Raw genomic sequence first — 23,490 nt, 5'->3', positions numbered from 1 at the left:
ACTTTTCCAAACTAATCAGTTTTCCCTTTATCTTCACGCTTGCGCTTCTGTTCCCTCGCCCAATCAACCATATCTTTGGGATAATAAGGTGATTGGCGCAATTCGGTATCGTCCAAATCGTCAAGATAAGCGATGGCGGCGGCTTCAAAAGCCCAGTAGCCGCAATAACCGTTCTGCTCGGGATCGAGGTGGGATTGGTACTCAAGGTCGCTCATGCCGACCATTTCGCGATACCAGTCTTTGAGGTAGGTGTTGAGAATGTCGAGTTTTTCAGCCTTATCTTTTTCGCGGATGGCGTCCGAAATCAAAACGGCATGGTCGTTCATTTGGATATAATCGGGGTCGGGACGGTCTTTGAAGCGGTAGTAGAAGAAATCCTCAATGGTCGAATCGGGCTCAAGCTCATCTTCTGCATTAGCAAGAATGACTTCAAGCAGGCGAGGAAGCAAGTCTTCACGTTGGAGGAGGTAGCAGACGGAAATCAGACCGAGAACCTTCATGTAGTTGTCGGAATCATCCCACACAAACGGACCGGAGTAATAACCATGCTCGGCTAATTCTTTTTTATGCTCCTTCCAAAACTGTGTCGATGTTTCCAAAATATGAATAATATCATCTGGAATAGGTGGTAGATTTGAAATAGGTTCGCCTGCGGTGTAAATGGCTTTGAGATAGCGCCATAATGTAGAACTGGCTAAAGCATAACTACCTTTTAGTTCTAAATCACTAGAATTAAAATTATCTGTTAGAATTTTAATCGTTTTTGGAATTTTTTCTAAAATAGTATTCCATCTTTCCTCACTCAAAAAATGCTGCCTACGCTTTTCATGAAAAGGAATTTTCTCGGTTTCGTTCATATTTATTCCCGTAAAATTTAGCTTGGTCGGTACGCTCTTAATTCTGCTGCTCGGTTTTAGACGACCTTTTAATCTTCAAACTTTTCCAAACTAATCAGCTTGACCTTTTCCTTCACGCTTGCGCTTCCGCTCCCTCGCCCAGTCAACCATATCTTTTGGATAATAAGGGGATTTGCGCAATTCGGTATCGTCCAAGTCGTCAAGATAAACGATGGCGGCGGCTTCAAAAGCCCAGTAACCGCAATAACCGTTTTGATCAGGGTCAAGGTGGGACTGGTATTCGAGGTCGTTCATACCGACCATTTTGCGATACCAATCTTTGAGGTAGGCGTTGAGTTCTTCCAGTTGTTCTTCTTTGGTTTCGCCGCGCATCGCTTCGCCGAATAAAATGGCGTGTTTGCCCATTTGGACGTAATCCGGATCGGGACGATTTTTAAAATGGTAGTCCAAAAAGTCTTCAATAGTAGTATCAGGTTCCAAATCATCTTCAGCATTTGCAAGGATGACTTCAAGCAGGCGCGGGAGCAGGTCTTCGCGTTGGAGGAGGTAGCACAGCGCGATGAGGTGCAACGTCTTAAGATAATATTCAACATAAAACCACGGCATCGGGCTGGTGTAGTAGCCGATTTCATTTAATTCGGCTTTGTTTTGCTGCCAGAATTTAGTGGAAATTTCTAATGTAGAGACAATCATGTCCAGCATAGGAGCCAAAAGGGAAATCGACTCGCCTGCTGTATAAGATATTCTCAAATAATCAAATATTTCGGAAAATTTATAGCGAAATAGATGTTTTGACTCTAAAATACTTTTCTGCCAATTATTATCCCAAAATTTTAAATTGGATAAATATCCTTTTTTCTCTTTCTGATATTTTTCCTCCGTCAAAAAATGCTGCCTGCGCTTTTCATCAAAACAAACTTGTTCGGTTTCGTTCATGTTTTACCCCTATAAAATCTGGCTCGGTTGGTGCAATTCTTTGAATCTTTGTATTGAGACGAATTTAATCCCTCAAACAATAGCAGTTTGAAATCTGAATCCAACGCCCTATTTCAATTCACAGAAAGGTCGTCTGAAACCTAATTTGGTTTTTCAGACGACCTTTCCGTATCAAGCTTAATAAACAATCTCTCACTTTATCACGGCTCCGCCATTTCCAACGCCTGTTTGATGTCCACGGCAACGACGCGCGATACGCCTTTTTCCTGCATGGTTACGCCGATCAGCTGTTCCGCCATTTCCATGGTCAGGCGGTTGTGGGAGATGTAGAGGAACTGGGTTTGCGCCGACATTTCTTTGACCAGGTTGCAGAAGCGCGAGGTATTGGCGTCGTCCAGCGGGGCGTCGACTTCGTCCAGAAGGCAGAAGGGGGCGGGGTTGAGGCTGAACAGGGCGAACACGAGGCTCATGGCGGTGAGGGCTTTTTCGCCGCCGGAGAGAAGGTGGATGGTGCTGTTTTTCTTGCCGGGCGGGCGCGCCATGATGGATACGCCGGCGGTCAGGAGGTCGTCGCCTATCATTTTGAGGGTGGCTTCGCCGCCGCCGAACAGGGTCGGGAAGAAGGTTTGGACTTTGCCGTTGACGGCGTCGAAAGTTTCTTTGAAGCGCGCTTTGGTTTTGTCGTCGATTTGGGCGATGGCTTCTTCCAAAAGGGTGATGGCTGCCTGTACATCTTCGCTCTGGCTGCGGTAGTAGCCGTCGCGTTCGCGCGCTTCTTCGAGTTCTTGCAGGGCGGCAAGATTGACGGCGCCGAGGCCTTCGATTTGCTGGGTGAGGCTGCCGATGCTGCTGTTCAATACTTTCGGCGATTCTTTCGCCAATGCTTCGAGCGCGTCCAAATCGGCGGCGCGTTCGGTCAGGTTTTGATGGTAGCGTTTGGCGTTAATCAGGGCTTCCTGCTGTTGCAACAGGGCGGTTTGGGTGGCGGCTTGAAGCTGCGGCAGCTTGGTTTGCAGGGTTTGTACGCGGGCGTATTGCTCCCTGCCCTGCTCCTGAATCTGCGCGAGTTTGTCCTGCACGGCGATGTATTCTTCGTCCAGCGTGTGCACGGCTTCGGTCAACTCGTCGAGCTTGATGTGCTGCTCGTCGTTTTGGAACTCGGTTTCATAGGCGAGGGCAAGCTCTTGTTGGCGTTCCTGCCAGTCTAGGGTTTGCTGTTCGAGCCGGGCGATTTGCTGCTGGTAGTTTTGTTTTTGCTGGTTGAGTTTGTGGACGGCGACTTCGGCAAGCCCGTATTGGCGGTTGGCTTCCAACAGGGCAAGCTGCGCCTGTTTCAGACGACTTTGCTGCTCTTGGCGGCTGTGTGCGGTGGTTTGCTGCTGGTGTTCGAGTTCGGCGGCGGCTTCCTGCAAAGTAACGATGTCGTCTGAAAGCCCGTCGGACGTGTGTTGCAATACGGTCTGCTCTTCCGCCAACTGCGCCAGTTCGCGCTCGATGTGTTCGCGGCGGATTTGCCCTTGGTTGGTACGCGCCAGAAGTTCGGCGGCACGTTGCTGCGCTTGGCTGTATTGGCGCGTGTGCTGCTGTTGCTGCTGCATCAGGTTTTTATGTTGCACTTCGGACGAGCGCACGGCAGCCTCCGCCTGTTTGAACGCAGCTTCGGCGGCGGAGAGTTCGGGGGCGAGGTTTTCCAGTTCGGACGCGATGCCGTCGAGGCGCGCTTTTTGGGCAATCAGGCTTTCCTGCGCGGGTTTGGCATAGAGCAGGACGCTGACTTTATCGACCTGATGGCCTTCGGGCGTGAGCCAGATTTGGTGTGCGCCCAAATCGTTTTGATGCGCGAGGGCGTAGCTCAAATCGGGCGCGCACAATACGCCGTCGAGCCAGTGGTGCAATGCCGTCTGAAACGGCGGCTGCGTTTTGATTTGGTTCAGCAATGCCTGTACGGGCAGGGATTTTTTGATGCTGCCGGAGAGGTCGTCTGAAAGCCATGCCGCCTGCCCTTGCGGCAAAGGCGCGGGGGGAACGAAGCCGTTCGGTACGGCGCGGGCGTGCAGGCGTTCGGCAAGGATGACGGACAAGGCGTGCTGCCACTCGGCGGGCGCGGTAATGTATTGCCACAGTTGCGGCGCGGCGGCGTGGTCGGTTGCCTGCCAGAAGTCGGCGGCTTCCTGCTGTTGCGACAGGATTTGCGACAACGCCTGCTGCTGCGCCTGTAAAGTGATGTGTTGCTGCTTCAGGCTTTGGAAGCGGTTTGAGGCCGTCTGAAACGCCTCGCGGGCGGCGTGTAAGGCTTCTTCGGCGGCAATGATTTGTTCTTCGTAATGCTCTTGCTGGCTTTGCAACAAGGCGGCGGCTTCCTGCGCGGCGGCGGTTTCGGCTTCGTCGGGCAGGTTCAGGGCTTGGTTTTCCTGTTTCAGACGACCTTTGCGCTCTTCGTGCTTGGCAACGGTTTGTTCGGCATGGGCAAGCTGCTGCTGCTTCAACGCCAGTTCGCGGCGGATGCGGTTTGCCTCGTCCTGCTGGGTTTGGAAGGCGGCGTTGAGCGTGGCTTGGGCTTCTTCCAATTCGGGCAGACGCTCCTCGTGTTCGGCAACCTGCATCGCCCACTCTGCCAATTCGGTTTGCTTTTCTTCGGCCTGCAACTCGTTTTCTTCAAGCTGCACGCGGATTTGCTGCTGCTCCTGATGGATGCGCTGCATCTGCGCCTGCGCCGCCTGCTTGTCGCGTTCGATGCGTTGGTGCAGATTTTGCTGATGGCGGATTTGTTCTTCCAAACGGGCAATCTGCTCGCGCAACACGCCGCGTTTGTTGCTCAATTCGTGCACCGCCTGCTGCTGCGACTGTTCGGCGGTCTGCAAGGCGTGTACTTCGTCGTTTAACGCCTGAACCTGCGCGGCGGTTTCGTCCTGCTGCGCCTGCAAAGACTGATGCTGCGCGGTTGCCTTGTCGGCGGCGGCAAGCGATTGCTGCCATTGGGCGTAATCGAGCAAATCCTGCTGCTGGTTCAACTGCGCGGTCAGGGATTTGTAGCGTTCGGCGGTTTCCGCCTGTTTTTCCAGCTTTTCCACCTGACGCGCCAACTCGTTCTGCAAATCGCCCAAACGCTGCAAATGCTCGCGCGTGTCTTTCAGACGGCCTTCCGTCTCCTTGCGACGTTCCTTATATTTGGACACGCCCGCCGCCTCCTCGATATAGGCGCGCAACTCCTCCGGCCGCGCTTCAATGATGCGCGAAATCATCCCCTGCTCGATAACGGCATAACCGCGCGCCCCCACGCCCGTACCCAGAAACAAATCGGTAATGTCGCGGCGGCGCACGGTCTGATTGTTGATGAAATAAGTCGATTCGCCCTGACGCGTCAGCTGCCGCTTGATGCTCACCTCGGCATACTGCCCCCACGCCCCCTGCAAACTGTGGTCGCTGTTGTCAAACACCAGCTCCACCGAAGCCCTCGGTGCAGGACGGCGCGTCGCCGCACCGTTAAAAATCACGTCCTGCATACTTTCGCCGCGAAGCTGCTTTGCCGAAGCCTCGCCCAACACCCAGCGCACCGCGTCAATCACATTCGACTTGCCGCAGCCGTTCGGCCCGATAACCGCAACAAGCTGCCCCGGAACATGAATCGTGGTCGGGTCGGTAAAAGATTTGAAGCCGGAGAGTTTGATGTGGGTCAGGCGCATGGGATAAGGACGGGGAGAAAAAATAAAGTGGAATTTTATACTAGTCTTCCCGCGAAAAACCAAATTCTTGAAAACAAATCTGACGGCTTGTTGTCCGCACCTGAAAATCAGCATGGACGGGCAGTCCGCAAACTGAACATAATCGATTTACAACCGCCCAATTCTTCAGATGCGCAAACAGGCATATAATATGCACCTTATCGAAAACAGATTAAAAGGATCGACAATGGACGGACAAATGGAACTTTGTTGCTATCAGGAGCTGCCGGTTTGGCAGGCAGACGAGATTCCCGACGCGCTGCGGGCGGGTCATGCGTTTGACGAAGGGGAATGGGCTTGCATGAACGTATCGCAAGGTCGTCTGAAATTGACGGAAGCCGATAATGCTTCTACTGAGCTGTCTGCCGAAGACGGCGATCACATGATCGCGCCGCAGCAACAGTTTACAGTCGAGCCTTTGACGGACGACACGGAAATCAAGCTCTCGCTTTATTGCGCGGCAAAAGATTATTTCCATAAAAAATACGGCATGAGCGCAACCCATTCGGCGGTCGTGGCTGCGGAAGATGTAGTTCCTGCGGGCAAGGCTTTGGATATGGGCTGCGGTCAGGGGCGCAATGCGCTGTTTTTAGGCTTGAAGGGATTCGACGTCACCGCCGTGGACAACAATCCGCAGGCGGTGCAAAACGTCAACGAGTTGGCGCGTATCGAAGGCTTGGACGTTCGGGCGTTGGAATATGATTTGAATGCCGCCAACCTTCAAGACCATTTCGACTATATCGTGGCGACGGTTGTGTTTATGTTCCTGCAACCGCGCTTTGTGCCGCAAGTGATTGCCGATATGCAGGCGCACACCAACCCCGGCGGCTACAACCTGATTGTTTCGGCGATGGACACCGAAGACTTCCCCTGCCCTATGCCTTTCCCGTTTAAATTTAAAGAAGGCGAGTTGCGCGAATACTACCGCGGCTGGGAGATTGCCGAATACAAAGAAGAACTCGGCGCGATGCACGCGAAAGATGCGGCGGGCAATCCGATACAGTTTAAGTTTGTCACTATGTTGGCGAAAAAGCCTGAAGCGTAAACGAATGGGGTCGTCTGAAATGTTTTCAGACGACCTTTGGGCATTAGCTTTCTTAGAGAGTCTCCAATATTGCCCACCAACCATCCGAGTTACACTTCAAAAGCTGAATCGTGTTGACTACGGATAACTGACACCCAACGCAACATCACTATAGTGGATTAACTTTAAACCAGTACGGCGTTGCCTCGCCTTAGCTCAAAGAGAACGATTCTCTAAGGTGCTGAAGCACCAAGTGAATCGGTTCCGTACTATCTGTACTGTCTGCGGCTTCGTCGCCTTATTCTGATTTTTGTTAATCCACTATAACAAACAAAAAGGTCGTCTGAAACCGAAAATTGGGTTTCAGACGACCTTTTTATTATCAAACAATCAGTTGCTCAACACATCCACGCCTTTGGGTGGGGTGAACTTGAATGCGCCGCGCGAAAGGTTGGGCTTGGTGTTCAAGCTGCCGAAGGTGATGGAGGTTTGGTTGCCGAAGCTGTCTTTCAACTGCATGGCGGCGAGGTTGTCGCCTTTGAAGCCGATGCGGATGTATTGGTAGCCGGCGTTGTTTTTCTTAGGCGTTGCCAAGACGTAATCGATGCCGTTGGACGAGCCGTCTTCTTTGAGCGAGTAGCTGCTGTCAAGGGCGGTTTTGTTGGAGAGGATGGCGGCGGGGCTGTCGCCGATGGTTTGGTCTTGGGCGGACTTGGTCACTTGTGCCAAATCAACGTCATAGAGCCAAATGGTTTGACCGTCGCCTACGATGGTTTGTTTGTAGGGCTTGGTGTATTCCCATTTGAAAAGGCCCGGGCGCAGGATTTTGAAAGTGCCGTGTGCGGTTTGGGTTTTCTTTTTGCCTTGGACGGTTTGGGTGAAGCTGCCGCTGATACCGTCGGCGTCGTTGTTGAATTTTTTGAGTGCATCTACTGCGCCCGCCTGCGCGAAACCGATGGTTGCGGTCAGGGCGGAAGCAGCGAGAAGTTTGAACAGGTTGTGTTGTTTCATCATTATTTTTCCTTGTTGGAAGGGGTGTGGCGCCCAGTATCGATGTTACAAAATAACAATGCAAGCCGCTTATGGGCGGTTTACATTTTGCAAACAGTGTTTTCCGAGGGCTAATTTTTTGAAGCTGCGGGATTTTTTCCTGCGGAAAAGACAATCGGGTTTCACAATTCTTTAATGTATGCCGACTATGCAAACTGTGGTATTTAAGGGTTTTTGATGCTGAACGCCAAATTGTAAAGATTATATTCCTTATATTGTTTTTTTTAAACGCTATAATATTTGTTTTCCGAAAAACGGCGGACTTGGGATGAAACCTGATATTTATGCTTTGCTGGAACTTGCCCTGCTTTCAGACGACCCCGATGAAAAAGGACGGCTGACGGATGAGGCGTTTGCCGCCGTTCAGAACATATACGGTGCTGAAGCAAACGCTGCGCCGCAGGACTTCCGCCACGCGGGACGGCCGCCGAAGCCTGTTTTGGTCGCGCCGTCGCAGCTGACGCCGCGCAAGATGAACACGACCGAAGGCTATGCGGCGATGCTGCACGCGATTGCGCATATCGAGTTCAACGCCATCAATCTGGCTTTGGACGCGGCATACCGTTTCCGCACGCTGCCGTTTCAGTTTTTGCGCGACTGGGTGCGGGTGGCGAAGGAAGAGGTGTACCACTTCCGCCTGATGCGCGAAAGGCTGCGCGCTTTCAGCTTCGATTACGGCGATTTCGAGGCGCACAACCATTTGTGGGACATGGCGTATAAAACCGCCTACGACCCGCTATTACGCATGGCGTTGGTGCCGCGCGTATTGGAGGCGCGCGGGCTGGACGTTACGCCGGGGATACGCGCGAAGGTGGAACAGCGCGGCGATTCGGAAACCTGCGGCGTGTTGGACATCATTTACCGCGACGAAGTGGGCCATGTCGCTATCGGCAACCATTGGTATCAGCACCTCTGCCGCGAACGCGGTTTGGAACCTGTCGCCCTGTTCCGCAGTCTGATTGCCCGTTACGATATGTTTATCTTCCGCGGCTATGTGAACATCGAAGCGCGGGAAAAAGCGGGCTTCAGCCGCTTCGAGCTGGATATGTTGGAAGATTTCGAACAGGGTTTGAAACAAGGCAAAAAGGTCGTCTGAAACCCTGAATCCGGATTTTCAGACGACCTCTGTTGAGGAACGTTATGTCTCACCATCACGAACACCATCATCACGCACACGCCCACACGCATACCGCCAACAAAAAAGTATTGCGCGTGTCGTTCATCATCATCGCCGCCTTTATGCTGCTGGAGGCGGTCGGCGGCTGGCTGACCCACTCGCTCGCGCTGCTTTCCGACGCAGGGCATATGTTCAGCGACGCATTTTCCTTGGGCGTGGCATTGTGGGCGTTCAAACTCGGCGAAAAAGAAACCACGCTGCAAAAGACCTTCGGCTACAAACGTTTTGAAATCCTCACCGCCATGTTCAACGGCTTGTCGCTGGTGGTCATCGCCGTGCTGATTTTCTACGAAGCTGTCAAACGCCTGCTTTATCCGCCCGAAATCGCCACGCTGGGGATGCTCGTGATCAGCGTTGTCGGCCTGCTGGTCAACATCGGCGTGGCGGTTTACATGCTGAAAAACAGCGACACCGAAGCCAACGTCAACATGCGCGGCGCGTATCTGCACGTTTTGAGCGACCTTGTCGGCTCAATCGGCGCGATTGCCGCCGCCGTGCTCATGATGGCGTTCGGCTGGAAATGGGCGGATCCGCTCGCCAGCGTGTTCGTTGCTGCGCTGGTCGGACGCAGCGGCTGGAGTCTGCTCAAACAAACGCTGCACATCCTCATGGAAGGCGCGCCCGAAAACATCCACACCGACGACTTGCTCGCCGTCATCCGCAACACCGACGGCGTCAAATCCGTCCACGACTTACACGTCTGGACGATTACCAGCAATATCAACGTTTTATCCTGCCACATCGTCGTGAACGGCAGCATGACCGTTGCCGAATCCGAACAAATCGCCTACCGCATCGAACACGAGTTGTCCCACAAAAACATCGGACACTGCACCATCCAAATCGAAAGCGAACACCATCCGCATCCCGACAGCGTCTTGTGTGCCAACGAGACCGACGGCGCACACCATCACCACCACTAAACCCAAAGGTCGTCTGAAACCCTTTTCAGACGACCCCATCGAAAAACCAAAGGAAAACACATGATACAAGCCGTATTGTTCGACCTCGACGGCACGCTCGCCGACACCGCCCTAGACCTCGGCGGCGCACTCAACACCGTATTGCGCCGCCATAACCTGCCCGAAAAAAGCATCGCGGAAATCCGCCCGTATGCCAGCCACGGCGTGGCCGGTCTTTTGAAAATCGGCGTCGGCATGACTGCCGAACATCCTGATTTCGCAGCATGGCGGCAAGAGTGCCTTGAAGCATACAGCCTTTGCTATGCCGACAAAACCACGCTGTTCGACGGCGTGAACGAAATGATTGCCGAACTCGACAAACGCGGCATCAAATGGGGCATCATCACCAACAAACCCATGCGCTTCACCGACAAACTCGTCCCCAAACTCAGCTTCGCCATCCCGCCCACCGTCGTCGTCAGCGGCGACACCTGCGGCGAATCCAAACCCAACGTCAAACCCATGCTGTATGCGTGCGAACAAATCCATGCCGACCCGCAACACACGGTTTACGTCGGCGACGCCGAACGCGACATGCAGGCCGGACGCAACGCGGGCATGAAAACCGTACTTGCCGACTGGGGCTATATCGCCGCCGAAGACCAAACCGAAACATGGCCGTTCGACCACCGTATCGCAGCGCCTTCGGATTTGCTGAAGATTCTGTAAAACGAAAAAAAGTCGTCTGAAAATTTTCAGACGACCTTTTCAAATCCGCTTCTTTATTTCTTCTTCAAATAAACGCCGCTTTCGATATGGTGCGTAAACGGGAACTGGTCAAACAACGCGGCGCGTTCGACAGTATGGGTTTGGCAGAGGGTGTCGAGGTTCGCGCGCAGGGTTTCGGGATTGCAGGAAATATAGATAATGTTGTCAAACTGGCAAACCAGCTTCAACGTTTCATCATCGACGCCGGCGCGGGGCGGATCGACAAAAATCGTGGAAAAATCATACTCTTTCAGCGAGATGCCCTGCTCTTGCAGGCGGCGAAATTCGCGGCTTTGCGTGTAGGCTTCAGTGAATTCTTCAGCGGAGAGGCGGGCGATTTTGATGTTGTCCCTTTGGTTGGCTTCGATGTTCCACTGTGCGGCGTAAACGGAAGTTTTGGACACTTCGGTTGCTAAAACCTGACGAAAATGCTGCGAGAGCGGCAGGGTGAAATTGCCGTTGCCGCAGTAGAGTTCGAGCAGGTCGCCGCCGAGGTTTTGCGCAACATCGCACGCCCAGCCGAGCATTTTTTCGCACACGCGGGCGTTGGGCTGAGTAAAGCTGCCTTCGACTTGGCGGTAGCGGAAGGTCTTGCCGTTTACGTTCAGCTCTTCGGTTATATAGTCTTGAGTCAAAACGATTTTCTGCCCCCTACTCCGACCGATAATATGAATGCCCAATTCACGCGCCAAGGTTTCGGCGGCACGTTGCCACGCTTCGTCCAGCTTTTTGTGGTAAATCATGGTAACGAGCATCTCGCCGCTCAGTGCAGACAAAAATTCTACGGCGTACCAGCGGTTTTTGAGTTCGGGATTTTGCACGGCGGCTTCGATGAGCTTGGGCATTAATGCGTTGATGGACTCGGAGGCGGCGGGAAATTGGTCGCAACGTATCAGGCTTGCGCCGCTTGCTTTCTGTCCGCGCTCGAACATGGCGTAAAACATTTCGCCGCCTTCGTGCCAGATGCGGAATTCGGCGCGCATCCGGTAATGCTGTTCGGGAGATTCGAAAACTTGAATTTCAGGAAAATCCAAACCTTGGAAAAGCTGTTGCAAGTATTGGATTTTTTGGTCAAGCTGTTGCGTATAAGCAGTCATGTCAGATTAATCTAATAAAAACAATCAGCGCATTATAATATAGTTCAAAGAGCAGATTACGGCACTGCGCCAAAAACAGCAAACCCACCGCCCCCAATACCCCTTAAATGCCTTCTTAAGCAGTTTCAAAAAATTTTGGAAGCCACTCGGGCAGCCGTTATAGTGGATTAAATTTAAATCAGGACAAGGCGACGAAGCCGCAGACAGTACAGATAGTACGGAACCGATTCACTTGGTGCTTCAGCACCTTAGAGAATCGTTCTCTTTGAGCTAAGGCGAGGCAACGCCATACCGGTTTAAAGTTAATCCACTATATTTTTTCTGATCTACAAGCAAAAAGGCATGCCTAAATTTCAGCGAAACTTCCGGCCCGGCATTCCATCGATTTACCCATTCAATCTATATTGATTAAGTAAAAATAACATTATAGAATATTCACTCTTTTTAACATTTCATCTTGGGTACCCATCATGTCCGCCAAACGCTTCCTCATTGCCGCCTTCTTGTCCGCTTCCGCATTCGCCGGTGCCGATGTTCACATTGACGAAAACATCCACTATCGCGATAAAGAAGAGATTGATAACCGCATCGTATCCGAGTGTTTAGAAGTCGGCAGCATTATGTCCGAATCCTTGCAGGAAAGCGCGGCAAAAAGCGGGGTGACCGTCGTTCGCGATGGTCTGAAACAAGACACTTACGCAGACATCGCCATCACTTCCGCCATGAGCGCAGGCAATGCCTTTGTAGGACACGCCAAGGGCATGGCTGTTTCTGTGACTTTGTATATTGACGGCAAACAAGTCAAAAAAACCACATTCTCCCGCAATTCTATGGGCGGCATGTTTGGCGGTTTTAAAGGTTCTTGTTCCGTCCTGAACCGGACGGCCAAAGTTTTGGGTACGGATTTGGCCAAATGGATTATCCAAGAACAGAAAAACGCTCAGGCTAAATAAAGCGTTTAATCAAAAGATTGGTTTGCAAACTCCGCTTCTGCCGTCAAAACCAGTGATAGCGGGGTATCGGTCACACGCTGTACCAATCTTCCCATGACGAGTCAGTGCGAATACAAACGCGCCCCTAAATATAGACAAAAAGGTCGTCTGAAAACATCCGCACCCATGCGAAACGTTTTCAGACGACCTGTTGCTTATCTTAACCGGGATAGAACCTTATTTCTTTTAACGCCCGAAGCCGATATAAGTCTCTCCGCTGCCTTGGTTGCGGCTGCGCCAAGTGTCTTTGGCACCGGTTTTCGAACCCAAGGGCGTATCTTGTTCGACCTGCCACAATACATCATTGCTGCCGCCGATAGGATGCGAACCGCGCATACCGACATAGCTGCCCATGTCGCTTACGCCGTTATTGGAAATTCTGTGGCTGCCGTATTGGGTGTTGGAAGCTTCCACTCCAGCTTTCAAATCGCCGTAAAAATGAACTTCCGCCGTCGCCAAGACTGGCAGTGCGAGTAAAGACAAAATCAGAATTTTCTTCATTATGAAATGCTCCTTATGTGACATCCCTTCTGCACAAGCAGGCGGGAAGGGTTAGTGCAAGGCGAATTCTACCGTCCTAAGCGTTTGTGTTTGAACGAAGAAAGAAAATTCATGCAAAGGGTCGTCTGAAAAGCGTCAAATCAGATTCAAACTTCCCATGCCGACCGTATACGTTTTGAACGGCAGATACGCTTCAAACCGAAGCCGCACCTCGCCATCCTGGGCTTTACCATCCGGCGACAAATGGAAACGCGACCATCAAAGCCGCAGCCATTACAGACACACCGGCTTTCGCTATAATGGAATACACCCTCCACTTGGCGCGAAAGGAATATTTATGAATCCCGAAAACACCCTGTGTCTGATTATCGACATCCAAGAACGCCTCCTCCCCGCCCTGCACGACAAAGACGATATGCTGCACCACAGCCGTATCCTGATACAGGGGCTTCACGCCTTAGGCGTCCCGTTTGCCGTGACCGAGCAATATCCGAAAGGCTTGGGCAAAACGGTTCCCGCCGTATCGCTGCTGCTGCCCGAAACCACGCCCTTCATCGAAAAAACCCGTTTCTCCGCCCTTTCCCCCGAAACACACGCGATTTTGACGCAGGCAGCCGTCCAAAACATCATCTTAATCGGCGCAGAAACCCATATCTGCATGCTGCAAACCGTATTGGATTTGCGCTTGGAAGGTTTCAATGTTTACGTCCCCTTTGAATGCACGACATCCCGTTCCCCCGCAAACAAAGAAAACGGTCTGGCGCAAATGCGCGAAGCCCGCGCCACCGTTTCCAATGTGGAAAGCATTTTGTTCCAATTGCTGGGCGACGCCCGCCACCCCGCCTTCAAAACCGTTTCCAAACTGATTCAATAGCCTGTTAAGGTCGTCTGAATGCAATACACCATCACCGAAGCCGCCAAAACCGACCTGCCCGACATTGTCGAGATTTACAACAGCACCATAGCCGCCCGCCAATCCACTGCCGACCTGACGCCCGTCAGCATTGCCGAACGCAAACCATGGTTCGACGCGCACGGCGGCAAGCGGCCTCTGTATGTATTGAAAAATAAAGACGGTACGGTTTTGGCATGGTGCAGCCTCAGCGACTACTACCCGCGCCATGCCTATCACATCAGCGCAGAAATCAGCCTCTATGTCCGCCATGACGCGCGCGGTATCGGCGTAGGCAAAATCCTGCTGCAAAATGTGCTCGAACGCGCACCGTCCTTGGGCATTAAAAACATATTGGCAGTCATCTTCGGACATAACTACCCCAGCCTGCACCTGTTTCACCAGTTCGGCTTTACGGAATGGGGACGATTGCCCGCCGTATGCGACTTAGGAACGCAGCAAGCCGATGTTGTCATCTTAGGCAAAAAATTAGTCGATTGAATCCCCGACAGCCAAACCGCAAACCTTTCCCAAACACTACCCGCTCCAAACCAAAATGACCGCCCCCCAAATCTGCCCCTGCTCTTCAGGACAAACCTACAACGACTGTTGCGCCCCGTTCCACCGTCACGAAAACCTGCCGCAAACCGCCGAACAGCTGATGCGTTCCAGATACAGCGCCTATGTTTTGCACGATATCGCCTATATCGTTGAAACGACTGTCCCTTCCCAGCAACACCTGCTCGATCAAGCCGATATGCTGGCATGGAGTCAGACGACCCATTGGCTGGGTTTGGAAGTCATACAACACGCCAATGTCGGCAAACAACACGCCCAAGTCGAATTCAAAGCCTATTTTCAAGACGGTCAGGAAACTGCCTGCCATCATGAATTATCCGCCTTCGTCAAAATCGGCAACCGCTGGTATTTCATCGACCCGACCACGCCCTTACCCGGCATGAAACAAGACTGCATCTGCGGTTCGCACAAAAAATTCAAAGCCTGCTGCGGCCGTTTTTTCAAATAACAAACCCTGCCCATCCGCAGGCAAATTTGAAACCATGCCCGCGGACAGGCTGCGTCTCCTGAGAACACCGGTTTCAAAAATGCCGCCAATCCTTCCCGCTTTCCCCACCTCAATCCGCCTGAAAAACAGCCCTTTCCGTTATAATTCCCTTTTTCCCGCCCCATTCCTCAATAGACGACATGAAAGCCGCCTTTTTCCTCCTCTACCTCATCCAGCTCCTGCCCTTCAAGGCCATACACAAAATCGCCGACGCAGTGGGCATCCTTGCCTATTACGCCGTCAAACCGCGCCGAAAAGTCGGCGAGACCAACCTTAGAAAATGCTTTCCCGAATGGAGCGAAGACAAACGCAAAGCCGTGCTCAAACGCCATTTTCAGCACATGGCGAAGCTGATGCTCGAATACGGCCTGTATTGGTACGCGCCTGCCGACAGGCTGCGCAAACTCGTGCATTATCAAGACAAACACCATCTTGACGACGCGCTCGCGGCGGGCGAAAAAGTCATCCTGCTTTATCCGCATTTCACCGCATTTGAAATGGCGGTTTACACCCTCAATCAGGACGTGCCGCTGACCAGCATGTATTCGCACCAAAAAAACAAAGCGTTGGACGAACAAATCCTCAAAGGCCGCCACCGCTACAACAACGTTTTCCTTATCGGACGCACCGAAGGCCTGCGCGCGATTATCAAGCAACTGCGCAAAAGCGACGCCCCCTTCCTTTACCTGCCCGACCAAGATTTTGGCCGCAACGACTCCATCTTCGTCAACTTCTTCGGCATCCCCACCGCCACGATTACAGGCTTAAGCCGCATCGCCGGTATGACGAAAGCCAAAGTCATTCCTGCCATCCCTACGCGCAATGCCGACAACACCGTTACGCTGCGTTTCTATCCGGCATGGGAAAACTTCCCTTCAGACGACGTTGTAGCCGACACCCAACGCATGAACGACTTTATCGAAGCGCGGGCAAGGGAAAATCCCGAGCAATATTTCTGGCTGCACAAACGCTTCAAAACCCGTCCCGAAGGCGAACAGGGATTTTATTGAATTACATACAGTTACAACAAAAAGCAAAGTCCGTCATATTCGGGCTTTTATCATTTCTATTAAATCGAAAATTAACAACGATAGTAACAAATCTTCAATTGAGAATTTTTCACATTAACTCTTTGGATAAAATGGATATTCAACCCCATTAAACGGGAAACAGAGGAAAAAACCGGCGTATTTCCCGTAAAACATAAATATGATGCAAAAATTTGATTAACATATTAAATTTAATTTAATTTAAAATCAAAGCGTTATAAAATAACATTTTTAAAAAAATCAATTGCATCAGCCATCCATTAAAGAATATAATGCCAAATTTATAAAAATATAATTTTAATATTTATATAAATTTAAAATTAATAGAATTATATTCTAGATTTTTTATAAATATTGGAATATTATAAATATATATTTTACATAAAAAAATAATGTAAACCACTTGGCAAACCCAAAATTTTCGCGTAAATTTCGTTACATAAAATTACAGCCGTACTGGTAAGATTTGATACTCCGGTTTCCTACTGCAAGCTTCCAGCTTGCAAGTGGATGTTTCGAGACTCACTCCCTCGGAACAAAAGTTTACCCGCACGGAGTTGAGCCGTGCAGGTAAAGCCGCAGGCGAAAGCCTGTATTGTTTGTGAAGCGTAAATCTCTGATTTGAGGTATTGGGGCAATCCTGTGGGGGATTGCCTCCTTTTTTTGTTCATCCGCTTCATTACACCCACAAGGGTTTACGGTGAACAAAACAGAACCGCCCCACACCGCCTCAAACGCAAATATAGTGGATTAACTTTAAATCAGGACAAGGCGACGAAGCCGCAGACAGTACAGATAGTACGGAACCGATTCACTTGGTGCTTCAGCACCTTAGAGAATCGTTCTCTTTGAGCTAAGGCGAGGCAACGCCGTACTGGTTTAAAGTCAATCCGCTATAACGGGCAAACAAAGCATCACGTTATTGAAATCCACCATACAAAAAGGTCGTCTGAAACATTTTTCAGACGACCTTTTGACATACAGGGAGCGCGGATTATGCGTTGCCTTCTTGTTGTTGCTGGTACATGGCTTCGAAGTTGATCGGAGCGAGCAGTACGGGCGGGAAGCCGGCGCGGGTTACGCTGGTGGAAATGGCTTCGCGTGCGTAAGGGAAGAGGATGTTCGGGCAGGCTACGCCTAAGAGCAGTTGAACGTCTTCTTCAGGGATGTTTTCCAGACGGAAGATGCCGCTTTGGGTCACTTCGTTGAGGAACATGGTACGCTCGGCGTTGAGTTTGGCGGTTACGGTAACGGTTACGTCAACGTTGTAGTAGCCGTCTTCCAGCTTCTCGCTGTTGGTGGAAACGCGCATATCGACTTCAGGCTCGCCTTGTTCCAAGAAGATTTGGGGGGCGTTGGGCACTTCCAAAGACAGGTCTTTGACGAACAGGCGTTCGATGCTGAATACGGGTTGCAATTCTTCGCTCATTTTGTTTTCCTAGTTGGGTTTAAAGTTACGGGTTTAATAAAGAATCCAGCCTGCCTTCGCGGTGCAGGCCGTACAAATCGGTGAAACCGCCGACGTGGGTATCGCCGATGAAAATTTGCGGTATGCTGCGCTGCCCTGAAAGCTGCTGCATTTCGGCAAAGGCTTCGGGGCTGCGGTCGACGCGGATTTCGTTGATTTCGGCGACGCCCAGCGAATGCAGCAGCTTTTTAGCCATAGTGCAGTAGGGGCAGAACGCGCCTGTGTACATCGTAACGGTTTGCATGATTGTTTTCAGAGTTCTAATGGGGTTCACTATATGGGCATATGGTTTATTTTACAATACTTGAAATCGGCTATTTTGCCTGAATCTTTGTTTTCGGGGCGTAAGGGCTGCCTGCCGCCCATGTGCCAAAACGCCGTTTTTAAAGTATGATAAACGGCAATCCGAACCGCTTTTGCCATTTATAGTGGATTAAATTTAAATCAGGACAAGGCGACGAAGCCGCAGACAGTACAGATAGTACGGCAAGGCGAGGTAACGCCGTACTGGTTTAAAGTTAATCCACTATATTTTCCACAAAACCGACGGCAAGCGGATGGTAGATTAAATTTGAGTCAGAACAGCAACACAATCAGCCGATCATTTTTCAGGTTTGGGCAACATCAGTCTGGTTCAAATTTAATCTACTATATTTCTTATTAAAAATCAGGAACTAAAACCATGCTTTCAGGAATCCCTATCCCGAAGGACGCCGTCCGTCCGCCCGAAACCGTGCTCGTCAACATTACGCCGCAGGAAACGCGCGTGGCGGTGTTGGAAGAAAACAATATCTGCGAGCTGCACATCGAACGCAACAGCGGTCACAGTCTGGTCGGCAATATTTATCTGGGCGTGGTGCGCCGCGTGTTGCCCGGCATGCAGAGCGCGTTTATCGACATCGGTTTGGAACGTGCGGCGTTTCTGCACATCGTCGATGTCCTCGAACAACGCCGCAACCCCGACGAAACCCAGCGTATCGAGCATATGCTGTTTGAAGGGCAGTCGGTTTTGGTGCAGGTCATCAAAGACCCGATTAACACCAAAGGCGCGCGCCTTTCCACTCAAATCTCGCTGGCCGGGCGTTTCCTCGTCCACCTTCCGCAGGAAGACCACATCGGTATTTCCCAGCGCATCGAAGACGATGCTGAGCGCAACAGCCTGCGCGAACGCCTGACCAACCTGTTACCAGAAGACGCGTGCCACGGCTACATCATCCGCACCAACGCCGAAAACGCCACCGACGAGCAGCTTCAGTCCGACATCCACTACCTGACCAAAGTGTGGGAACACATTCAAGAACAAGCAAAAACCCAGCCGCCGGAAACCCTGCTTTATCAGGATTTGCCTTTGAGCCTGCGCGTGTTGCGCGATATGTTCAGCCTCGACACGCAAAAAATTCTGGTCGATTCAACCGAAAACCACCGCCGCATGACCCGTTTTGCCGAGCAATACGTCCACGGCGCATTGGGCAGGATAGAGCTGTTTAAAGGCGAACGCCCGCTGTTTGAAACCCACAACGTCGAACAGGAAATCAACCGCGCCCTGCAACCGCGCGTCAACCTCAACTTCGGCAGCTACCTGATTATCGAGTCCACCGAAGCCATGACCACGATAGACGTGAACACCGGCGGCTTCGTCGGCGCGCGCAATTTCGACGAAACCATCTTCCGCACCAACCTTGAAGCCTGCCACACCATTGCCCGCGAATTAAGGCTGCGCAACCTCGGCGGCATCATCATCATCGACTTCATCGACATGGCGCAGGAAGCCCACCGCGAAGCCGTGTTGCAAGAGCTTGCCAAAGCCCTCGCCTTCGACCGTACCCGCGTTACCCTCAACGGCTTCACCAGCTTGGGTTTGGTCGAATTGACCCGCAAACGTTCGCGCGAAAACCTCAGCCAAATCCTCTGCGAACCCTGCCCGTCCTGCCAAGGCAGGGGTCGTCTGAAAACGCCGCAGACCATCTGTTACGAAATCCAGCGCGAAATCGTCCGCGAAGCCCGCCGTTACGACGTGCAGTCCTTCCGCATCCTCGCCGCGCCCAACGTCATCGACCTCTTCCTCGACGAAGAATCGCAATCGCTGGCGATGCTCATCGACTTTATCGGCAAACCGATTTCGTTGGCAGTCGAAACCGCTTACACGCAGGAACAATACGATATTGTGTTGCTGTAAAGACAAAAGGTCGTCTGAAAACGGAATCGGGGTTTTCAGACGACCTTTTGGCAAAATCGGCAAACCATTCAAGTGCAGTATTCCTTTAGAAATAGAAAAAAATGTCCAACATACTAAGCAGAACCCACGCCGAAGGAACCCGATAAAGTACGGAAAAACAACAAAAGGTCGTCTGAAAACCATCCATCCCTTTCAGACGACCTCCCGCTAAACCCTTCCTAATTTTCCCCTGCTATCCTCCCATTAATTAAGGAGAAAACCATGCGCGTATTGCTTGCAGAAGACGACCACATGATTGCCCAAGCCGTAGCCGCCAACCTCAAAGACAGCGGCTATGCCGTCGATTGGGTAAAAAACGGCAGCCAAGTTTCTACCGCCCTTCAGGCGCAGAACTACGACTTGCTGCTGCTCGACCTCGGACTGCCCGGCAAAGACGGGTTGGATGTTCTCACCCAAATCCGACACGAAGGCAGCAAAACCCCCGTCCTCATCGTAACCGCCCGCGACGACCTCCACAGCCGCCTCAACGGACTGGACGGCGGCGCCGACGACTACATCGTCAAACCTTTCGACATGGCGGAGCTGCAAGCCCGTATACGCGCCGTCCTGCGCCGCCACAGCGGCCACAGCCAAACCCTGCTGACCAACGGCACGCTCACCCTCAACCCCGCCACCTACCAAGTCGAAGTACAAGGACAAGACAAACCCGTCCTCCTGAGCAACAAAGAATTTGCCGTCCTCCAAGCCCTGATGATGCGCCCCGGCATTATCCTTTCCCGCAGCGACCTTGAAGACAAAATCTACGGCTGGGGCGAAGAAGTCGAAAGCAACGCCGTCGATTTCCTCATCCACGCCCTACGCAAAAAGCTCGGCAAAGAACACATCCAAAACGTACGCGGCGTAGGCTGGCTGGTCGCAAAAGAGGTCGTCTGAAACCTCAAACCGCGTATCCGCCCGCCCATGCCATAATTAATAACAAAACCTAAAACAGCCTCGCCAAACACACTATGCATCACTTTATCCAGACCCTCAAACAATCCCTGCAAGTCCGTATCAGCATCGCCCTGATACTGATGTTCCTGCCCTTGTCCATCATCGCAGGCGCATTCTCCTATTACCAAACCTACCATGAAGCCGAAGAGCTTCAGGACGACCTGTTGCGCCAAACCGCCGCCTACATCAACCCCAAAACCACCGACTACACACAAATAGGCAGCGAAAACCACATCCTCATCCAAACCTTCGGACAAGAAGACACCGTCCCCCTGTCCAACACACTCGGCGAAGGATTCCACACCATCAAAGGCGGCGTTGATGACGACGACGATGATGACGATGAATACCGCGCCTACATCCACCAAACCCCGCAAGGCAAAATCGCCGTACTCCAAGAAACCGAATACCGCGACGACCTCGCAGCCACCGCCGCCTACCAAAGCGTCCTCCCGCTGCTCATCGCCCTGCCCCTCATGATCCTGTTGACCGTATGGATCACCTATCGCGCCATGCGTCCCGTTAAGACCCTTTCCGCCTCCCTCGGACAACGCCGTTCAGACGACCTCTCGCCGCTGGACGGAGAAGGCGTGCCCAGCGAAATACAAGGCTTCGTTACCGCCATCAACCAACTGCTGCAACGAACAGGCGAAAACATCCGCCGCCAGCAACGCTTCATCGCCGATGCCGCCCACGAACTGCGCAGCCCACTGACCGCCCTCTCCCTTCAGGCAGAACGGCTCACCAAACTGCCCCAATCGGACGAAGCCCGCGAACAGACCGGACTCATCCTCCAAAGCATACAGCGCAACCGCCACCTGCTCGAGCAGCTCCTGACCCACGCCCGCGCCCAAGGTTCCGAAACCCAACGCAACCTGACCGACATCAGTCTGCAAGCCCAGTTCCGCCGCGTGCTGCAAGAACTCATGCCCCTTGCCCTCAACAAACAGCAAGACATCGGCGTCGCCGTTGTAAACGACCTGCGCATCCGAGCCGACGACACCGAAATCTACACCCTCATCAAAACCTTCACCGACAACGCCATCCGCTACACCCCCGCAGGCGGCCGCATCGATATAGGTTTCAGCGAGACCCCGACCACCCTCACCATCTGGGTGGAAGACGACGGCCCCGGCATCCCCGCCGCCGAACGCAGCCGCGTAACCGACGCATTCTACCGCATACTCGGCACGGAACAGCAAGGCACCGGACTCGGACTCTCCATCGCCGACGCCATCGCCAAACGCTACGGCGGCAAACTCATCCTCGCCGACAGCCGCAACTTCGCCCACGGCCTGCTGATACAGGCGGAACTCAACAAACAGCTTCTCCGAGCCGACTAAGCAAAACAAAAAGGTCGTCTGAAAACCGAGTTTCAAGGTTTTCAGACGACCTTCTTTCATTCCCCTTCATCACATCATCCGCATCAAATTTATTATATTGGATTAAATTTAAATCAGGACAAGGCGACGAAGCAGCGGACAGTACAGATAGTACGGAACCGATTCACTTGGTGCTTCAGCACCTTAGAGAATCGTTCTCTTTGAGCTAAGGCGAGGCAACGCCGTACTGGTTTAAATTTAATCCACTATAAAACGCGTTTCCAACATCCGCAAACCAGCCGCCCTCACCAAACACGCACGCCGCACCAAACATCAAAAATATCGTCCCCCTTCAAAAATCCGATTTCCATCCGGTTCGGTCATAGAGCTTCAATCCATACCATCCGTCAAAATTATGATTAATATTCTTTTTATAAATTATATTTTGCAAATCATTATCAATTAATATTAGAATACGCACTCTCAAATTAACGTAACCCGTCAAAACCCATCGAGAGGAAGAATATGAAATCCCCCCATTCCCCCGCCTTCCGTTTCAGCATCATGGTGCTGGCACTGTCTTCAGGCTTTGCCCACGCTGAAAATATCAAGCCCGAAGCGACAGCCGAATTAAAAGAAGTCGTCGTTACCGGTACTGCCGTACCGACCCGCGTTACCCGCAACCAGCTTGACCGCGAAACTTCGACCGATTTGAAACAAGTCATGAAAGACCAAATCGGCATGGATGTCGGCGGCGGCAACGGCGTGGCGCAGTTTTACAGCATCCGCGGCGTCGGCGAAGACAAGATTAATTTGGAAGTAGACGGCACCAGCCAATCCACCAAAATTTTCCACCACCAAAGCCGATTCCAGCTTGACCCTGCTTTAGTGAAAAGCATCAACGTCGAAAAAGGCACAGGTGCGGCGAGTGCGGGTTTGGGCGCGGTCGGCGGTACCATCCGCGTAACGACGGTTGATGCGAAAGACCTGCTGACCGACGGCAAACCTTTCGGTTTCAAACTCGGCGCGGGCTTGAGCAGCAATAAAGGCTCAACCGGCAACGCAGCGGTTTACGGCTATCAAAACGGCTTCGATGCCCTGTTTGCAGGCAACTTCCTCAACAACCGCGACTACAAAGACGGCAACGGCAATGTCAACCACGGCAGTCGTCTGAAACAGCACAGCTACCTCGCCAAACTCGGCTACGACTTCAACGACGACCACGGCATCCGCCTGACCTACCGTCAGGAATACCAAAAAGGCAACCGCACCGACAAAGCCGAGTTCCAAAACGTTGACAGCTACGTCGGCGTGGACGGTACTTACCAAAAAGAGCAATCCTACAATCTGGAATACCGCGGCCGCAACGTTGGCTTCCTCGACAAAATCGACGCCAACGTCTTCCAAATCAACACCGACGACACCAAGCCGCCTAAAGGCGCGCCTTCCCCGAAAGCCCATGCCTCCGGCACGGCTCAAGGCGGCGTTCCCATCGGCC

At 52.1% G+C, this 23,490-nt stretch carries 21 protein-coding genes; 13 read left to right on the top strand and 8 right to left on the bottom strand.

Features of this window, described 5'->3' with window-relative positions; translation table 11 throughout:
* Window positions 1–11: 11 nt before the first annotated feature.
* The 3 genes from AAG834_RS00110 to smc all read right to left on the bottom strand — a co-directional run bounded on the left by AAG834_RS00110 (window position 12) and on the right by smc (window position 5,476).
* On the bottom strand, window positions 12–857 hold the full coding sequence (locus tag AAG834_RS00110; protein ID WP_342030886.1) for a PoNe immunity protein domain-containing protein: 846 nt from the start codon (window positions 855–857) through the stop codon (window positions 12–14).
* A gap of 90 nt (window positions 858–947) precedes the next feature.
* A complete protein-coding gene (locus AAG834_RS00105) occupies window positions 948–1,550 on the bottom strand; it encodes a PoNe immunity protein domain-containing protein (RefSeq protein WP_342030885.1) in 603 nt (200 codons plus the stop codon).
* Between the two features lie 443 nt (window positions 1,551–1,993).
* Window positions 1,994–5,476, bottom strand: coding sequence for a chromosome segregation protein SMC (gene smc / locus AAG834_RS00100; RefSeq protein ID WP_342030884.1), 3,483 nt, complete (start codon window positions 5,474–5,476; stop codon window positions 1,994–1,996).
* 226 nt (window positions 5,477–5,702) lie between these two features.
* Between smc and tehB the strand changes: the two genes are divergently transcribed.
* Window positions 5,703–6,560, top strand: a complete 858-nt coding sequence (gene tehB / locus AAG834_RS00095; protein WP_342030883.1) for an SAM-dependent methyltransferase TehB — start codon at window positions 5,703–5,705, stop codon at window positions 6,558–6,560.
* A 369-nt stretch (window positions 6,561–6,929) separates the two neighbouring features.
* Here tehB and lolA read toward each other — a convergent pair whose 3' ends face one another.
* Window positions 6,930–7,553 carry an outer membrane lipoprotein chaperone LolA gene (lolA, locus tag AAG834_RS00090; RefSeq protein ID WP_003741714.1) on the bottom strand — a complete coding sequence of 208 codons (624 nt, stop codon included), beginning with the start codon at window positions 7,551–7,553 and terminating at the stop codon, window positions 6,930–6,932.
* Window positions 7,554–7,857: 304 nt separating this feature from the next.
* Here lolA and AAG834_RS00085 point away from each other — a divergent pair, with 304 nt between their 5' ends.
* From AAG834_RS00085 to AAG834_RS00075, 3 genes are read left to right on the top strand one after another with little or no spacing between them, the layout of a single operon-like run.
* Window positions 7,858–8,685, top strand: a complete 828-nt coding sequence (locus tag AAG834_RS00085) for a ferritin-like domain-containing protein (protein ID WP_342030882.1) — start codon at window positions 7,858–7,860, stop codon at window positions 8,683–8,685.
* A 44-nt stretch (window positions 8,686–8,729) separates the two neighbouring features.
* Complete coding sequence (locus AAG834_RS00080) at window positions 8,730–9,689, top strand: cation diffusion facilitator family transporter (RefSeq protein ID WP_342030881.1); 960 nt, start codon at window positions 8,730–8,732, stop codon at window positions 9,687–9,689.
* 60 nt (window positions 9,690–9,749) lie between these two features.
* On the top strand, window positions 9,750–10,397 hold the full coding sequence (locus AAG834_RS00075; RefSeq protein ID WP_342030880.1) for an HAD family hydrolase: 648 nt from the start codon (window positions 9,750–9,752) through the stop codon (window positions 10,395–10,397).
* A 53-nt stretch (window positions 10,398–10,450) separates the two neighbouring features.
* On the opposite strand, the gene trmA is transcribed toward AAG834_RS00075, so the two are convergent.
* Window positions 10,451–11,533, bottom strand: coding sequence for a tRNA (uridine(54)-C5)-methyltransferase TrmA (trmA, locus tag AAG834_RS00070; RefSeq protein ID WP_342030879.1), 1,083 nt, complete (start codon window positions 11,531–11,533; stop codon window positions 10,451–10,453).
* A 470-nt stretch (window positions 11,534–12,003) separates the two neighbouring features.
* Between trmA and AAG834_RS00065 the strand changes: the two genes are divergently transcribed.
* The gene (locus AAG834_RS00065) at window positions 12,004–12,486 is read left to right on the top strand and encodes a hypothetical protein (protein ID WP_342030878.1); all 483 of its coding nucleotides are present in this window, start codon (window positions 12,004–12,006) and stop codon (window positions 12,484–12,486) included.
* Window positions 12,487–12,711: 225 nt separating this feature from the next.
* On the opposite strand, the gene AAG834_RS00060 is transcribed toward AAG834_RS00065, so the two are convergent.
* Window positions 12,712–13,026 carry a porin gene (locus AAG834_RS00060; protein ID WP_070513320.1) on the bottom strand — a complete coding sequence of 105 codons (315 nt, stop codon included), beginning with the start codon at window positions 13,024–13,026 and terminating at the stop codon, window positions 12,712–12,714.
* Between the two features lie 337 nt (window positions 13,027–13,363).
* Here AAG834_RS00060 and AAG834_RS00055 point away from each other — a divergent pair, with 337 nt between their 5' ends.
* The 4 genes from AAG834_RS00055 to AAG834_RS00040 all read left to right on the top strand — a co-directional run bounded on the left by AAG834_RS00055 (window position 13,364) and on the right by AAG834_RS00040 (window position 15,994).
* Window positions 13,364–13,900: an isochorismatase family protein gene (locus AAG834_RS00055; RefSeq protein ID WP_070513323.1), complete on the top strand. Its 537-nt coding sequence runs from the start codon at window positions 13,364–13,366 to the stop codon at window positions 13,898–13,900.
* Window positions 13,901–13,918: 18 nt separating this feature from the next.
* The gene (locus tag AAG834_RS00050) at window positions 13,919–14,419 is read left to right on the top strand and encodes a GNAT family N-acetyltransferase (RefSeq protein WP_342030877.1); all 501 of its coding nucleotides are present in this window, start codon (window positions 13,919–13,921) and stop codon (window positions 14,417–14,419) included.
* 55 nt (window positions 14,420–14,474) lie between these two features.
* Complete coding sequence (locus AAG834_RS00045; protein ID WP_342030876.1) at window positions 14,475–14,945, top strand: YchJ family protein; 471 nt, start codon at window positions 14,475–14,477, stop codon at window positions 14,943–14,945.
* Between the two features lie 179 nt (window positions 14,946–15,124).
* Entirely contained in the window at window positions 15,125–15,994 is an 870-nt protein-coding gene (locus AAG834_RS00040; protein WP_342030875.1) for a lipid A biosynthesis lauroyl acyltransferase, read from the top strand.
* 1,033 nt (window positions 15,995–17,027) lie between these two features.
* On the opposite strand, the gene secB is transcribed toward AAG834_RS00040, so the two are convergent.
* Together secB and grxC are read right to left on the bottom strand one after the other, a co-directional pair.
* On the bottom strand, window positions 17,028–17,462 hold the full coding sequence (gene secB / locus AAG834_RS00035; RefSeq protein ID WP_003755109.1) for a protein-export chaperone SecB: 435 nt from the start codon (window positions 17,460–17,462) through the stop codon (window positions 17,028–17,030).
* 25 nt (window positions 17,463–17,487) lie between these two features.
* Entirely contained in the window at window positions 17,488–17,745 is a 258-nt protein-coding gene (grxC, locus tag AAG834_RS00030) for a glutaredoxin 3 (protein ID WP_003741129.1), read from the bottom strand.
* A 438-nt stretch (window positions 17,746–18,183) separates the two neighbouring features.
* Here grxC and rng point away from each other — a divergent pair, with 438 nt between their 5' ends.
* The 4 genes from rng to AAG834_RS00005 form a co-directional block, all read left to right on the top strand.
* Window positions 18,184–19,677: a ribonuclease G gene (gene rng / locus AAG834_RS00020; RefSeq protein ID WP_342030874.1), complete on the top strand. Its 1,494-nt coding sequence runs from the start codon at window positions 18,184–18,186 to the stop codon at window positions 19,675–19,677.
* A 261-nt stretch (window positions 19,678–19,938) separates the two neighbouring features.
* Window positions 19,939–20,610, top strand: coding sequence for a response regulator (locus AAG834_RS00015; RefSeq protein ID WP_342030873.1), 672 nt, complete (start codon window positions 19,939–19,941; stop codon window positions 20,608–20,610).
* 74 nt (window positions 20,611–20,684) lie between these two features.
* Window positions 20,685–22,013, top strand: a complete 1,329-nt coding sequence (locus AAG834_RS00010; protein WP_342030872.1) for an ATP-binding protein — start codon at window positions 20,685–20,687, stop codon at window positions 22,011–22,013.
* 504 nt (window positions 22,014–22,517) lie between these two features.
* A partial coding sequence (locus AAG834_RS00005; RefSeq protein WP_342030871.1) for a TonB-dependent receptor plug domain-containing protein occupies window positions 22,518–23,490 on the top strand: 973 nt, incomplete at its 3' end.

Source organism: Neisseria sp. Marseille-Q2251 (genome assembly GCF_940793045.1).
In the GTDB taxonomy this organism is placed as follows: domain Bacteria; phylum Pseudomonadota; class Gammaproteobacteria; order Burkholderiales; family Neisseriaceae; genus Neisseria.
This window is presented reverse-complemented; position numbering and strand designations above follow the sequence as displayed.

Coding starts and splice junctions, on each gene's coding strand:
- AAG834_RS00110 (WP_342030886.1), bottom strand. CDS start 857: ATGAACGAAACCGAGAAAATTCCTTTTCATGAAAAGCGTAGGCAGCAT.
- AAG834_RS00010 (WP_342030872.1), top strand. CDS start 20,685: ATGCATCACTTTATCCAGACCCTCAAACAATCCCTGCAAGTCCGTATC.
- AAG834_RS00050 (WP_342030877.1), top strand. CDS start 13,919: ATGCAATACACCATCACCGAAGCCGCCAAAACCGACCTGCCCGACATT.
- AAG834_RS00075 (WP_342030880.1), top strand. CDS start 9,750: ATGATACAAGCCGTATTGTTCGACCTCGACGGCACGCTCGCCGACACC.
- secB (WP_003755109.1), bottom strand. CDS start 17,462: ATGAGCGAAGAATTGCAACCCGTATTCAGCATCGAACGCCTGTTCGTC.
- AAG834_RS00055 (WP_070513323.1), top strand. CDS start 13,364: ATGAATCCCGAAAACACCCTGTGTCTGATTATCGACATCCAAGAACGC.
- grxC (WP_003741129.1), bottom strand. CDS start 17,745: ATGCAAACCGTTACGATGTACACAGGCGCGTTCTGCCCCTACTGCACT.
- AAG834_RS00015 (WP_342030873.1), top strand. CDS start 19,939: ATGCGCGTATTGCTTGCAGAAGACGACCACATGATTGCCCAAGCCGTA.
- tehB (WP_342030883.1), top strand. CDS start 5,703: ATGGACGGACAAATGGAACTTTGTTGCTATCAGGAGCTGCCGGTTTGG.
- AAG834_RS00060 (WP_070513320.1), bottom strand. CDS start 13,026: ATGAAGAAAATTCTGATTTTGTCTTTACTCGCACTGCCAGTCTTGGCG.
- lolA (WP_003741714.1), bottom strand. CDS start 7,553: ATGATGAAACAACACAACCTGTTCAAACTTCTCGCTGCTTCCGCCCTG.
- smc (WP_342030884.1), bottom strand. CDS start 5,476: ATGCGCCTGACCCACATCAAACTCTCCGGCTTCAAATCTTTTACCGAC.
- rng (WP_342030874.1), top strand. CDS start 18,184: ATGCTTTCAGGAATCCCTATCCCGAAGGACGCCGTCCGTCCGCCCGAA.
- AAG834_RS00045 (WP_342030876.1), top strand. CDS start 14,475: ATGACCGCCCCCCAAATCTGCCCCTGCTCTTCAGGACAAACCTACAAC.
- AAG834_RS00040 (WP_342030875.1), top strand. CDS start 15,125: ATGAAAGCCGCCTTTTTCCTCCTCTACCTCATCCAGCTCCTGCCCTTC.
- trmA (WP_342030879.1), bottom strand. CDS start 11,533: ATGACTGCTTATACGCAACAGCTTGACCAAAAAATCCAATACTTGCAA.
- AAG834_RS00065 (WP_342030878.1), top strand. CDS start 12,004: ATGTCCGCCAAACGCTTCCTCATTGCCGCCTTCTTGTCCGCTTCCGCA.
- AAG834_RS00080 (WP_342030881.1), top strand. CDS start 8,730: ATGTCTCACCATCACGAACACCATCATCACGCACACGCCCACACGCAT.
- AAG834_RS00105 (WP_342030885.1), bottom strand. CDS start 1,550: ATGATTGTCTCTACATTAGAAATTTCCACTAAATTCTGGCAGCAAAAC.
- AAG834_RS00085 (WP_342030882.1), top strand. CDS start 7,858: ATGAAACCTGATATTTATGCTTTGCTGGAACTTGCCCTGCTTTCAGAC.